Source organism: Aquabacter sp. L1I39, from assembly GCF_017742835.1.
Classification (GTDB): domain Bacteria; phylum Pseudomonadota; class Alphaproteobacteria; order Rhizobiales; family Xanthobacteraceae; genus L1I39.
This window is the reverse complement of the sequence record NZ_CP072392.1, coordinates 3,146,561-3,158,873: the sequence shown is the minus strand read 5'-3', so window position 1 is coordinate 3,158,873 and position 12,313 is coordinate 3,146,561. Positions and strand designations below refer to the sequence as shown.

Sequence of the window (12,313 nt, the reverse complement as noted above, 5' to 3'; positions counted from 1 at the left end):
AGTGGGTCAGCCGCGTCCCACCAGCGGCATCTTGGTGGCCATGACGGTCATGAACTGGACGTTGGCTTCCAGTGGCAAGCTGGCCATGTAGACCACAGCGTCCGCCACATGCACCGGATCGATCACCGGCTCGACGCGGATGGAGCCGTCCGCCTGGGGGACGCCGGCCTTCATCTTCTGCGCCATGTCGGTATCGGCATTGCCGATGTCGATCTGGCCGCAGGCGATGTCGTAGGCGCGCCCGTCCAGCGAGGTGGACTTGGTGAGACCGGTCATGGCGTGCTTGGTGGAGGTGTAGGGCGCGGAGAAGGGACGCGGGGCGGTGGCGGAGACGGAGCCGTTATTGATGATGCGGCCGCCGCGCGGGTCCTGGTCCTTCATGATGCGGAACGCTTCCTGCGTGCACAGGAAGGGGCCGGTCAGATTGGTGTCCACCACGGTGCGCCACTGCTCGTAGGTCAGTTCATGCACGGGCACGGGCGGCGCGCCGGTCCCAGCATTGTTGAACACCAGGTCGAGGCGGCCATAGGCCTCCTTCACGGCGGCAAACAGCGCCTTCACGGATGCGGGGTCGGTGACATCGGTGGGGAGCGCGAGGGACGGCGCACCGTTAAGGCTCGCCGCCGTCGCCTCCAGCGCCTCTCGGCGGCGACCGGCGAGAGCCACCGTCCAGCCCGCCTTGGCGAGCCCCTGGGCCACGGCGCGGCCGACGCCCGAGCCGGCTCCGGTAACGATGGCGATCCTGGACTGGGACATGGCGCATCTCCTCGCAGCGCCGCACCTCATCCGCGCGGCGCGGGGGGCGGCTTTGTTTGAACCTCGCCGGGCCAATGGCGGCACACGGACACGCGCGCCCGGTGCTTTGGCGCGGGCGCGCTCTAGGCTCTAGCGGAGATCGGATCGCGGGCGAAGGCCAAATCGCGGCGTCGGCGGCCTTTATCCACCAAGGCTCTAATCGTTTCGATCAGAACCTGCCCCTAGGGCGGCGGATCAATCCACCGCTCGGGCCGCAAGTGCCTCGAAATCGATATAGTGGCCCGCCCGGTCACGCTTGGAAGCCAGATAGCGGGTATTCTCCCGGGTCTTGCGACCCAGCACCCGCTCCTCAGACACCACGTTGAGGCCCGCGGACTTCAGGGCCGCGATCTTCACCGGATTGTTGGTGAACACCTCCACCGCACTCACGCCCAATTGGCGAAGCATCTCGGCGGCGAAGTCGAACCGGCGCTGGTCCAGGCCGAAGCCAAGGACGGCGTCGGCATCATAGGTGTCGAACCCGTCCGCCTGGAGCTTGTAGGCGCGCATCTTGTTGGCGATGCCGTTGCCGCGGCCTTCCTGGTCCAGATAGAGCAGGATGCCGCCCTCCCCTTCCGCCATGCGGCGGACGGTGTCGCGCAGCTGGTCGCCGCAATCGCACTTCAGGCTTCCGAACAGGTCGCCCGTCAGGCACGCAGAATGGAGGCGCACCGGCACGGGGCGGGAGAGATCGGGCCGGCCCACCACAATGGCCACCTGATCGCGCAGGCCTTCGCCGCCGCGGAACACGACGAACTCCGTCTCCGGCGCGCCTTCCAGCGGCACCGGCGCGCGGCCGACAATGCGCAGCGAGCGGGCCTGCCGCTCGCGATAGGACTTGATGTCGATATCCGACACCCGCAGCACGGACGGGAAGGCCGCAGCATCACAAGGCGCGATCACTGCCGCCGGCAGAAGCAGGGCGACGCCGAGCAGATCGAGAGCCGCAATGTCCACGGCATTGGCGTCGGCCACCGGCTCGTTGACCCGCGCTTCGAGCGAAAGCGCGAGATCCTCCACGCGCGCGGCAGCCATGCCAGACACCGGAACCGCACCTGCGCTGTCGCGATGGACGCCGAGACGGGCAAGGCGCGGCGCCGGCAAGGCGAGACGCAAGGCACCCGGTGCGATGGCGGAAAAGGCATTGGCGACCGGCGCCTCGAACGCCTCCGCGCCGATGGCCAGAGCCGAATGACCGCCGGCATAGACCAGCACCGGCCGTCCGGCGCGCACTTCGGCAATGGCCCGTTCGGCGGCCACCGCCGCGCCAGCAGAACCCTGACCGAGCAGATCGAGAACGGGGGGCCAATCTGGGAACATGGGAGCCTCGCGGGACGGGACTTGAGGATCAGACACCGTGACCACACGGTCCGGTTCCGTCATTCCCGCATTACGACGCCGGAGCGCCAGCGGATCATCCCCCGTCCGCAGGACCTGATCATCCCGCCCGGTGGCACGAACCTCGGATTGGTTTAAGGTCGGGCTCGTCACGGGCAAGCTCTTCACAGGGGACATGGGCGCCTCACACAACGCTTAACTTGTGGAGCGGGGCGCAATGTTCAAGCCCCCGCCTGATCCGGCCACCGCTTCGCGGGCGTAGCCACTGCGGCGATCGCTGGCGGAACCCCGCTCGCGCACGCCACTTTAACCGGGGACGGATGTATCCAGACCGGCAAAAGCCGGGCCCACCCCTCCCCGTTCCACAACCGCGCGCGCGGCCTGGAAGTTCCAGACGTCGCGCACCGCAAGGCCAGGGCCAAGCTGATGCAGGACTATGATCCGTTTTCGGATCCTTTTGCCAGTTCCGAGCGCGATGATCGCCCGGTCGTGATCGGACAGTTGGGCCAGTCGCTGGACGGGCGCATCGCCACGCCCTCGGGAGATTCCAAATATATCAGCGGCAGCCACGCGCTCGATCATCTGCACCGCCTGCGCGCCGCGTCCGACGCGGTTCTTGTGGGAGTCGGCACGGTGATGGCCGACGATCCGCTGCTGAATGTGCGGCGCGTGCCCGGCCGCAATCCGGCGCGGGTGATCCTCGATCCGTCGGGACGGGTGAACGTGGCCGCCAAGTGCCTTGCGGATGACGGCGCCCGCCGCATCCTGATCCGCCGCTCAGGATGCGCGCAGCCGGTCCCCGCCGGCATCGAGACTCTGGACCTGCCGACGGACCGGGACGGGGTGCTCGCCCCCGCCGAAGTGCTGGCGGCCCTGGCGGGCGCGGGACTGCGACGTATCCTGCTTGAAGGCGGACCGCGGACCCTGGCCGCCTTCGTGGATGCGGGCTGTATCGATCGCTTGCACGTGGTCGTGTCGCCGGTCATCCTCGGCTCCGGGCGCACGGGCCTTGACCTGCGCCCCATCGCCTCGTTGCGCGCGGCAATGCGTCCGCCCACCCACCTTACGGTTTTCCCGGACGGCGATGTGCTGTTCGACTGCGACCTGCGCCAATCGGGGCGGAGCAAGAACGGGAGCCGGTGAGGATCGCGGGACGTGACGGGCGAGACACCGGGTGCCGCGCGCCAAAGATCCAAGGCAGGGTCCGGTTCGTCCCTCATGGACCCACGCAATCAGGACGGCAGAGTATTAAGACCACTGAAGACAGGTGAACGCGATCCTGGAGACCAGAAGATGCACGCGCCCGTCACCCCCTACTCCGGTCCCGCCCGCTGGATCCACTGGCTCACCGCGCTGGCGATCCTCACCGTCATCCCCGCGGGCCTCGTGATGATGCGCCTGCCTTCGGGCCCGGCGCAGGACCAGTTGTTCGATCTGCACAAGTCGGTTGGCTTCCTCATCCTGTGCCTTGCGGTGCTGCGCGTGGCGGTGCGCCTCGCCTATGGCGCCCCGCCCCCGGTGCCGAACCGGCCGCGCTGGCAGCGGGCCACCTCCAATGCCGTGCACCATGCGCTCTATGGGCTGATCTTCGTGATGCCGCTGCTGGGCTGGGCGGGCTCGAATGCCTATGGCGCACCGGTCTCGGTGTTCGGCCTCTTCACGCTGCCGGACCTGGTGGCCAAGGACCAGGCGCTCTCCGACCGCCTGAACGGCGCCCACCAGGCGTTGGGCTATGTGACTGCGGGACTGGTAAGCCTGCACATCCTGGCCGGCCTCTGGCACGGCATCGTCCAACGCGATGGCGTGCTTTCGCGCATGATCCCAGCCCTCAGCCGCCGGGGATCCTGAAGCCGGACGGGATCGCCAGCAGGTCCAGATGCCCGATGACGCAGCCCGCCTGCGCGCGGGCCTCGGCCCATTGGCGGGTTTCCTCCCGCGAGACCATCCCCGCCTCGATGGCAGCACCTGCGGTGCCTTCGGCGAGCGCGGGAATGAGTGGGTCGCCGGCGGAAAGCCGCCAGGGGCTCGGCGCCAGGTCCACCTCATAGCCTGCGGCGCGGAAAGCGGACGCCAGCGCTTGGCTCGCGCCATTGCCAGCGGCGGGTCCGAAGCCCTTGTCACGACCCTGATGGGTACGGAACGCCGCGGCAATGGCCGCATCGAGCGGATGCGGCGGCGTCCATTCATCGGCCCCGTCGCAGGTCAGCACCGTGTAAAAGCACGCCCCGGCCTCTGCCACCTGATCGGCAAAGCGGCCGATCCAGTCCGCCGAAGCGAGGTCGAAGAAGGCGGACGCGGTGACGAGGTGAGGCGATCCAAGCCGGGCCAGATCCGGCTGGGCCGCAAGGTCGCCGGTCCGGCAGGCCACACGGATGCGCCGGCCGGCCTTGTGGAGCACAAGCCACTCCCCATCATCTTCCGCAAGCTCGGCCCAGGCTGAGAGCTCCGCACACGCCGCCCGCAACAGTCCCTCGTCATGATCGAGCAAAGTCCAGTCCTGGCGGGGACCCAGGTGCGCCGAAGTGGCGCGCAGGTTCGATCCCGTACCGGCGCCGAGGTCGGTGACGCGGACCGGATCGTGCGCCGCCATTGTATCCGCGAGGCGAGCCGCCAGAGCGCCATTGCGCGCCGCGCGATCCGCCGGTTCCCGCAGGGCGAGCCACTTCGCCGAAAAGCCACTCATGCCGCCACCCTTCCTGATGCGCGGGCCCGCGTCAGGGCGCCGGCAATGGCGCATGCGGTGTCAGGCCAGCCGGGCAACGCCTGGCCCGCCTGGAAAGCTGCGTCCGCGAGGGCTCGGCGGGCCGTGCGGTCCGCAATCAATGGGCGGAGCGCATGTGCGAGTGCCGTGGCATCGCCCGGCGGCACCTTCACGCCGGCACCGTCCGGCACCGTCTCCGCAGCCGCCCCGCCGGTGGTGCAGAGCAGGGGAAGGCCGCGCCGCAGGGCCTCGGCGAGCACCATGCCATAGCCTTCATAATGCGAGGGATGCACGAACAGGTCCGCACCCAGATAGGCAGCGTCCAGATCCTGCGGCGAGGAAGCTCCCTTCAGCTGGATGCGATCGCCAAGTCCAGCCTTGGCGATCGCGCCGCGCACCTGCGCCACATGCGCCGGGTCGAAATCGAGGCCGCCGATCACATCCAGCGACCAGGGCAGGTCATGGAGCGTGGAGAGGGCAGAGACGAGCGTCTCATAACCCTTGCGCGGGATCACCGAACCCACCGCCAGAAGCCGGGGCGGGTCGCCGTCAGCGGGCACGCGGGGCGCTGAGGCGGTGCCGGGCAGTGCCACGGTGAGGCGTGCCGGATCGACGCCATAATCGGCCACAAGCGTCCGGCCCGTGCCCGGGCTTGTGCAGACCACCTGGGTGCAGGTGGCGAGCACCGCCCGCTCATTGGCCGAGAAGCGCGCTTGCTGGCTTGCCGCGAGACCCGCCTCCAGCGCCAACGGATGGTGCACCAGGGCCACCTTGGCGTGGGGCAGGCCAGCCACCTCTGCAGGTGGCAGGGCACCAAGGGCAAGGCCGTCCATGAGCAGGACGTGATCGTGGGGGACCCCCTCCAGACGCTCCAGCGCCTGCCGGACCTGTTCCGGGGCGGGAAAAGGAAAGCCTGCCGGAAGCGGGAGCGCACTTATGGCCACGCCTGCATCCGGCAGCGCCGCAAGCACGGCCCGGTCATAGGCGTAGCCTCCCGTGGGTGTGGACAGATCCCCCGGGAAGGCCAGTACGGCGCGAAAACTCATATCACCTCGCCTTCATACCAGGCCCGGGCCACATGGGATTCATGCAGCGTCACCTTGAGCCGCGTGATCGCGGTCTCCCCCAGCGTGCCCGAGCGCACCGCATCGGCAACGCCATCGAAGATGTGGCGGCACAGCACCTCGGTTGTGCTGTTACGGCCGGCAAAGGCCGGCAGATCGTCCAGATTGCGATAGGCGAGCGGCGCCAGAACCCCCTTGAGCGCCTCGTGGGCCAGACCGATGTCCACCACGATGCCGTCGGCGGTGAGATCCGACGCCAGGAAGGCGACGTCCACAACGAAGGTGGCACCGTGAAGACCCTGAGCCGGTCCGAAGACTGCGCCCTTGAAACTGTGAGCCACCATGATGTGGTCACGCACTTCCACTGCAAACATGCCGTCCTCCGCTCAACGCTCAATACCGGATCACGGTGGCCACCGCGTCCGGGGCGCCATCGAGAATGGCTTCCATACGTTCGGGCAGCTGGCTGAAGTTCACCTCATGGGTGATGAGCGCGTCCAGGCGGTCATCGGCGAGGAGGTCCAAGGCTTTGGCGAGGCGCCGCCGCCGGCTCCAGCGGGCGCGGCGCTCCAGGGGAACGGCGCCGACCTGGGAGGAGACCACGCGCAGGCGCTTGGCGTGGAACGCCCCACCCAATCTCACGGTCACCGCGGCGTCGCCGTACCAGCTCGCTTCCACCAGCGTGGCTTCGGTGGCGCAGCAGGCGAGCGCCGTTTCCAGCCCCTCGGCGGTGGCGCTGGCATGAATCACCACGTCCGCGTCCGGCCCCGGCAGGGCAGTGTCACGGTACCGGGCGCCGAACCGCTCCACCACAGCCCGCCGGGCGGGATTGGGATCGATCGCCGTCACCTCTGTGCCGGGCAGGCGGGCAGCAAGATAGGTCACCAGAAGCCCCACCAGCCCGGCGCCGACGATCACGATCCTGTCACCGGGGCCTGCTCCGCTGTCCCAGATCGTATTGAGTGCGGTTTCCATGTTTGCGGCCAGCGTTGCCCGCCGGGGCGGCAGCGCGTCGGGGATGACGGTCACCGCCTCAAGGCTGGCCAGAAAGCGATCCTGATGGGGATGGAAGACGAACACATGCCGCCCCACCAGCCGCTCCGGACCGGCGATGACCTCGCCGACCGAGCAATAGCCGTATTTCACAGGGAAGGGGAATTCCCCCACCTGCATGGGCGACCGCATTCGCTCCCGATGACAGGGATCGGTGAGACCGGAAAAGACGAGCCGTTCGGTGCCCCGGCTGATGGCACTCCATGCGGCGGAGACCAGCACCTCATCGCCGGTCGGACTGGCGACCATTTCGCGCTCCAGCCGCACGGTGCGCGGAGCGGCGTACCACAAGGCGGTCGCTTCAGCTTGAGCGTGGCGTTTTGCCACAGATTTCAACTCCATAGATCCGCCCCCGTATTAGCAAGCGCTCCGCGCGAAACCGAGACGAAGCCCAACACCATGCTCACGCGCCCTTCTTCCGATCCTGCCCCCCCATCCGGGGCGGCCATCCCTGGGTCGGCGATACCCGGATCGGCCACCTTGCGCGGCCGCCGGCTCACGGTCCTCGGTGCCAACCTCGCGACCCTGGCCGCGGTGGCGGTGGGGGGGGGATGGGCGGCCTCCCTGGCGGGATGGCGCGGGGTCGACATCGTGCTGCTCCTTTGCGTCCTGGCAGCAACGCCGTGGAACGCCATCGGTTTCTGGAATTCGGCGATCGGGTTCTGGCTCCTCCACGTCAAGCGGGACGGTCTGTCCTCGGCCGCGCCATTTCTGGCTGCGGTGAAAGACAGGCCCGTGACCATGCGGACTGCCATCTTAATGACACTCCGCAACGAAGACCCTCAACGTGCCATTTCACGACTTCGTGCAGTGAAGGCCGAGCTGGATGAGACACCGTTCGGGGGCTGTTTTGAGTATTTCGTCCTCTCCGATACGTCGCTGCCGCATATCGCCCGGGCGGAAGAGGAGGCCATGGCGGCATGGCGGGCATCCGAGGGCGGGCATGGGCTTCATTATCGGCGCCGAAGCGAGAATGAGGGCTTCAAGGCCGGCAATGTGCGGGACTTCTGCCACACGCACGGGACGCAGTTCGAAGCCATGCTCCCGCTGGACGCCGACAGCCTGATGGGGGCCGCCACGATCCTGTCCATGGCGCGGATCATGCAGGCGCATCCGCGGCTGGGGATTCTGCAGAGCCTCGTGGTGGGGTTGCCCTCACAAAGCGGCTTTGCCCGCCTGTTCCAGTTCGGCATGCGCCACGGCATGCGGTGCTACACGCTGGGCTCGGCCTGGTGGGGCGGGGATTGCGGACCCTTCTGGGGCCATAATGCGCTGGTGCGCATCGCACCCTTCGTCACCCACTGCCACCTGCCGGTGCTGCCCGGCGCGGCGCCCTTGGGCGGGCCGATCCTTTCCCATGATCAGGTCGAAGCCGTGCTGATGCGCGCCGCCGGCTATGAGGTGCGCGTCCTGCCGGTGGAAAGCGAAAGCTATGAGGAGAACCCACCCACCTTGCCGGACTTCGTGCGACGGGACCTTCGCTGGTGCATGGGCAATCTGCAATATATTCGCCTTATGAGCACCCCGGGCCTGCTGCCCTCTGGGCTGCCCACCACCAGCCGCTTCCAGCTCATCTGGGCGATCCTGATGTTCGCCACCCAGCCGGCCGTTCCGCTCGCCCTGCTGCTGTTGCCTCTGGCGGCCTGGAGCGCCCCGCCCCTGGCCGCCGCGATCGCCGCCAGTCTCTATGGCGCCACCTTCCTCTTCTCGCTTGCTCCCAAGCTGTTCGGCCTTGCCGATGTGGCGCTCTCGCCCGGCATGACGGCCCGCTACGGCGGCCCCCTGCGCTTTGCCGCCTCGGCGGCGAGCGAGCTCGCGTTTTCCCTGCTGCTCGGCGCGATCACCAGCCTATCGGTGACCGGCCTTCTGTTCCGCATGCTGTTCGGGCGGGCGCGGGCCGGGTGGAACGGCCAGTCCCGGGACCCGCACCGGGTCGCCTGGAGCGAGGCCGCAGCGGCGCTCTGGCCGGTAACAGCCTATGGCCTCGTCGCCGGAGCAGGCGCCTTGCTGGTCTCGCCGGTCCTGCTGGCTTTCGTGACCCCGCTGCTCGCCGGTTGCTGGATGGCCATTCCGTTCGCAGTCCTGACCTCCGATCCGCGCCTCGGCCGGTTCATGGTGCGGACTGGTCTGTGCGCGCTGCCGGAGGAAGCAACGCCGCCGGCCATCCTCACCCGCCTCCTGGAGGGAGAACCCGAGCGGCCCGCCCGCGCAGCATAGGCACGGGGTCCGCCGGCTTCAGGGCATCGGATGGTGCTCGCGCTGATAGAACAGCAGATCCAAAGCGGGCGCGGCATCTCGGCTGCCGATGCTGGTCAGCAGGCAATGCATCTGGCCACGATGGTGGGTCTGGTGATTGAAGAAATGGTCGAGCGCGGCCGCCACCGTCTGCGTCATCTCTTCACCCGTCACCATGGTGTATGTGATCTCGGTGAGGAGATCCTCAAGGGCCAGCGCCTTCACGAAAGCACGGATGCGCGTGTCCTCCGCCGCACGCGCCATGCGCAGGGCCGGTAGATCGTCAAACAGGATGGCGTCCAGCGAAGGCGGGCGGCAGCCGAGCCCCATGAAGCGGTCCATCCAGATGCGGTCCGTCACCAGCAGATGGTTCAGGGTGCGGTGCAGTGAGCCAAAAAAGGCACCCTTGTCCGCGCGGTAGTCCGCATCGGGCAAGCGGGCAACCGCAGCATAAAGCCGGGCATTGGCCCATTCATTATAGGCGGCGAGCACGTCGTAGGAGCGATGCAGCATGGTGAACCGGTGGCGAGTGGCTTGAGCCTTCAAGGGCACAGGACCATCCGCCGGTCCATCTGGTCAACCGCAAGGATGCAGGATCGGCGAAAAGACCTGCCGCCGGTGACCGTGGCGGCCGCCCCTAAGACGGCCAATCCCTAATGTCAGTCGCTCCGAGGCGGCCCCGCCTCAGCGCATGACATAGACGGTCGCCCCCACCTTCACACGGCTGTAAAGGTCGATGACATCGTCATTGGTCATGCGGATGCAGCCCGAGGACACGGCCTGCCCGATGGTCTCGGGCTCGTTCGAGCCGTGGATGCGATAAAGGCTGGATCCCAGATACATGGCCCGTGCGCCGAGCGGATTGTCGATGCCGCCGGGCATGTAGCGCGGCAGGTCGGGACGACGCTTGAGCATCTGGGCCGGAGGCACCCAGGAGGGCCATTCCTTCTTGGCACTCACCACCTTGACGCCAGACCACTGGAATCCTTCGCGGCCCACTCCTACGCCATATTGGATCGCCCGGCCGGGCTGGGTGATGAAATAAAGCCGGCGGGTGGAGGTGTTCACCACGATGGAGCCAGGCTTGTATTTCGGGTCGAATGCCACCACCTGCCGCGGAATGGGCGAGGTGCCGGCTGTGACACCGGAATAGCCGCCACCGAACAAAGCGGCGAAGCCAAATATGTCGTACCGATCATCGGCGGCCGCAGGCGCAGCCAGCAGGATGGAGAAAAGGGCGGCGTACGCAACCGATCTGACGCTCATGATGTCACCCGTGCATCTGACGCAAGTCTTTTGCCGGCCGGGCACGCACCCCCAAGCCAGCCCCCCCGCACGAATGGGGCCGCAAATCCGTGTCCCTCGCAACCAAATTGTGTAGCGGTGGACCCTTAAGCACGCGGCTGTGACATGGTCCGGGTGAACGTGTCGACCGGGCCCCGCGCCTCCAGGGCCGGGACCGCCTCCACCCGGTTGCGACCGCTCGACTTCGCCTTGTAGAGGGCCGCGTCCGCCAGCACGAACAGGTCGTCCTTCTCCATTCTCCCGGTCGGCACCACGCAGGCGACGCCGATGCTGACCGTGGTGCGGACCGGCACCCCATGGTCGAGCACCACTTCGGACCGGCTGACCTTTTCGCGAATCGACTCCGCAATTGCCGTCGCCCCTTCGATGCGGGTGTCGGGCAGGATGATGGCGAACTCCTCGCCACCATAACGCGCGCTCACATCTGCCGGCCGCCGCACCACCCGCTCGATCTTCTGGGCGATCATCTGGAGCACCTGGTCGCCCACCTTGTGGCCATGGGTGTCGTTGACACTCTTGAAGCGGTCGCCATCCACCAGGAGCAGGCTGATGGGCGAGCCGTTGCGGGCGCAGCGGCGCCATTCCAGATCGAACCGGCGGTCGAATTCGCGCCGGTTGAAAAGGCCCGTCAGCGTGTCCGTCGCCGCGGCGGCGGCGAGCATGTCCTGTAGTTCGAAGCTGCGCCGGAGCAAGGCCTGGAACTTGATGAACAGCACGAGGATGGCAAGGCACATGCCGAGCACGACGACGCCCGTGAGCACGGCGCGGAACCGCCAGGGAGCGAGCACGTCCTCCGGCGCGAAAGCCACGGACAGAAAGAGTGGGTAGGAGCCGATCTGCCGGGACAGGTAATGGCGCTCCACCCCATCCACCGCCGCCACGCCCGTAAATGATCCATCGCCCTGCTGGATGCGCCGGAAGGTGGAGGAGCGGGAGAGGTCCATTCCCGCATTTCCGTCGCGGTCGGTGGCGGGGCTGCGCGTGATTATGACGCCATCAGAGGACAAGATGGCGATGATGCCCCGTTCCCCGAGATTGATGCCAGCGAACAAGGTGCGGAAGAACGCAAGGCGAAGCGTTGCCGCCGCGACGCCTTCAAAATTCCCGTCCACATCGGAGATGCGCCGGGACAGAACGATGATGCCGTCTTTGGACTGGAGGCGGGACTTCATGGGCTGGCTGATGAAAAGCCCCGCGTCGCCGACGCGCTGCACGTTGAAATAGGAGCGGTCTGAAGCGTTGAAGTAACGCGGCTCGATTGCACGGGAATCAAAGCGGACGGTCCCGTCTGCATTCAGGACGAGAATGGACCCGACGAACTCGGCAGTCTCCGCGCTGTTGAAGAGCAACAATTGCCGCACCGATGCGGGCATGGTGTCGATCTCCGGAAGCGACATGGCCTTCTGGATGCCCATCAGCGACGCATCAAGAACAAGCAGGTTGCGCTCGATGGCTGCACCAAGCGAGTTCAGGACGCTTTCCGAGGTGCGCTGCGCATTGGTGAAAGCCTGGACGCGCCCTTGCCAGAGCGCGGCCGCCTCGAGCCACACAATGATGAGCAGCATGGCTCCAAGGCCAAGGGTCGCCCATCCACTCGCGGCGGCGCGGCGCGTCAGTCGAAACCTCCCACCCTTCATGCGCAACCATGCCCGAGTGCGCGACACGCGCGCCAGTGACGGTATCTTCTGACGCTCGAAGCTGGTACGGAACGACCCAAGAGTCCAGATGACATCTGCTTTCGCCATCTGCTTTTCCCGCACCGCACACGCCATCGAGCGGCCGATCTCACACGCGTTGCGCCGCCTTCAGGGGGCACGGAGCG

Annotated in this window: 12 protein-coding genes; 3 read left to right on the top strand and 9 right to left on the bottom strand. The window is 67.3% G+C overall.

The window, feature by feature from the left end; all coding sequences use genetic code 11:
* Nucleotides 1-6: 6 nt before the first annotated feature.
* Together J5J86_RS14230 and ribA are read right to left on the bottom strand one after the other, a co-directional pair.
* Nucleotides 7-756 carry an SDR family oxidoreductase gene (locus J5J86_RS14230; protein ID WP_209099066.1) on the bottom strand — a complete coding sequence of 250 codons (750 nt, stop codon included), beginning with the start codon at nucleotides 754-756 and terminating at the stop codon, nucleotides 7-9.
* 234 nt (nucleotides 757-990) lie between these two features.
* Entirely contained in the window at nucleotides 991-2,115 is a 1,125-nt protein-coding gene (gene ribA / locus J5J86_RS14225) for a GTP cyclohydrolase II RibA (RefSeq protein WP_209099064.1), read from the bottom strand.
* A 507-nt stretch (nucleotides 2,116-2,622) separates the two neighbouring features.
* Between ribA and J5J86_RS14220 the strand changes: the two genes are divergently transcribed.
* Nucleotides 2,623-3,276 carry a RibD family protein gene (locus J5J86_RS14220; RefSeq protein ID WP_247657602.1) on the top strand — a complete coding sequence of 218 codons (654 nt, stop codon included), beginning with the start codon at nucleotides 2,623-2,625 and terminating at the stop codon, nucleotides 3,274-3,276.
* A 150-nt stretch (nucleotides 3,277-3,426) separates the two neighbouring features.
* On the top strand, nucleotides 3,427-3,981 hold the full coding sequence (locus tag J5J86_RS14215) for a cytochrome b (RefSeq protein ID WP_209099060.1): 555 nt from the start codon (nucleotides 3,427-3,429) through the stop codon (nucleotides 3,979-3,981).
* Here J5J86_RS14215 and J5J86_RS14210 read toward each other — a convergent pair.
* From J5J86_RS14210 to J5J86_RS14195, 4 genes are read right to left on the bottom strand one after another with little or no spacing between them, the layout of a single operon-like run.
* A complete protein-coding gene (locus tag J5J86_RS14210; protein ID WP_209099058.1) occupies nucleotides 3,962-4,816 on the bottom strand; it encodes an SAM-dependent methyltransferase in 855 nt (284 codons plus the stop codon). The genes J5J86_RS14215 and J5J86_RS14210 overlap by 20 nt on opposite strands.
* A complete protein-coding gene (locus J5J86_RS14205; protein ID WP_209099056.1) occupies nucleotides 4,813-5,880 on the bottom strand; it encodes a glycosyltransferase family 4 protein in 1,068 nt (355 codons plus the stop codon). The genes J5J86_RS14210 and J5J86_RS14205 overlap by 4 nt, the downstream gene beginning before the upstream one ends.
* Nucleotides 5,877-6,272 (bottom strand): 6-pyruvoyl trahydropterin synthase family protein, encoded by a 396-nt coding sequence (locus J5J86_RS14200; protein WP_209099054.1) that lies wholly within the window; start codon nucleotides 6,270-6,272, stop codon nucleotides 5,877-5,879. The genes J5J86_RS14205 and J5J86_RS14200 overlap by 4 nt, the downstream gene beginning before the upstream one ends.
* A 19-nt stretch (nucleotides 6,273-6,291) precedes the next feature.
* Complete coding sequence (locus J5J86_RS14195; RefSeq protein WP_209105396.1) at nucleotides 6,292-7,200, bottom strand: zinc-dependent alcohol dehydrogenase; 909 nt, start codon at nucleotides 7,198-7,200, stop codon at nucleotides 6,292-6,294.
* A 231-nt stretch (nucleotides 7,201-7,431) separates the two neighbouring features.
* Between J5J86_RS14195 and mdoH the strand changes: the two genes are divergently transcribed.
* On the top strand, nucleotides 7,432-9,168 hold the full coding sequence (gene mdoH / locus J5J86_RS14190) for a glucans biosynthesis glucosyltransferase MdoH (RefSeq protein ID WP_446698618.1): 1,737 nt from the start codon (nucleotides 7,432-7,434) through the stop codon (nucleotides 9,166-9,168).
* Between the two features lie 18 nt (nucleotides 9,169-9,186).
* Here mdoH and J5J86_RS14185 read toward each other — a convergent pair whose 3' ends face one another.
* The 3 genes from J5J86_RS14185 to J5J86_RS14175 form a co-directional block, all read right to left on the bottom strand.
* A complete protein-coding gene (locus tag J5J86_RS14185) occupies nucleotides 9,187-9,696 on the bottom strand; it encodes a DinB family protein (protein ID WP_209105394.1) in 510 nt (169 codons plus the stop codon).
* A gap of 174 nt (nucleotides 9,697-9,870) precedes the next feature.
* Nucleotides 9,871-10,452 (bottom strand): L,D-transpeptidase, encoded by a 582-nt coding sequence (locus J5J86_RS14180; RefSeq protein ID WP_209099052.1) that lies wholly within the window; start codon nucleotides 10,450-10,452, stop codon nucleotides 9,871-9,873.
* Nucleotides 10,453-10,577: 125 nt separating this feature from the next.
* A complete protein-coding gene (locus J5J86_RS14175) occupies nucleotides 10,578-12,056 on the bottom strand; it encodes a GGDEF domain-containing protein (protein ID WP_209099050.1) in 1,479 nt (492 codons plus the stop codon).
* Nucleotides 12,057-12,313: the final 257 nt, after the last annotated feature.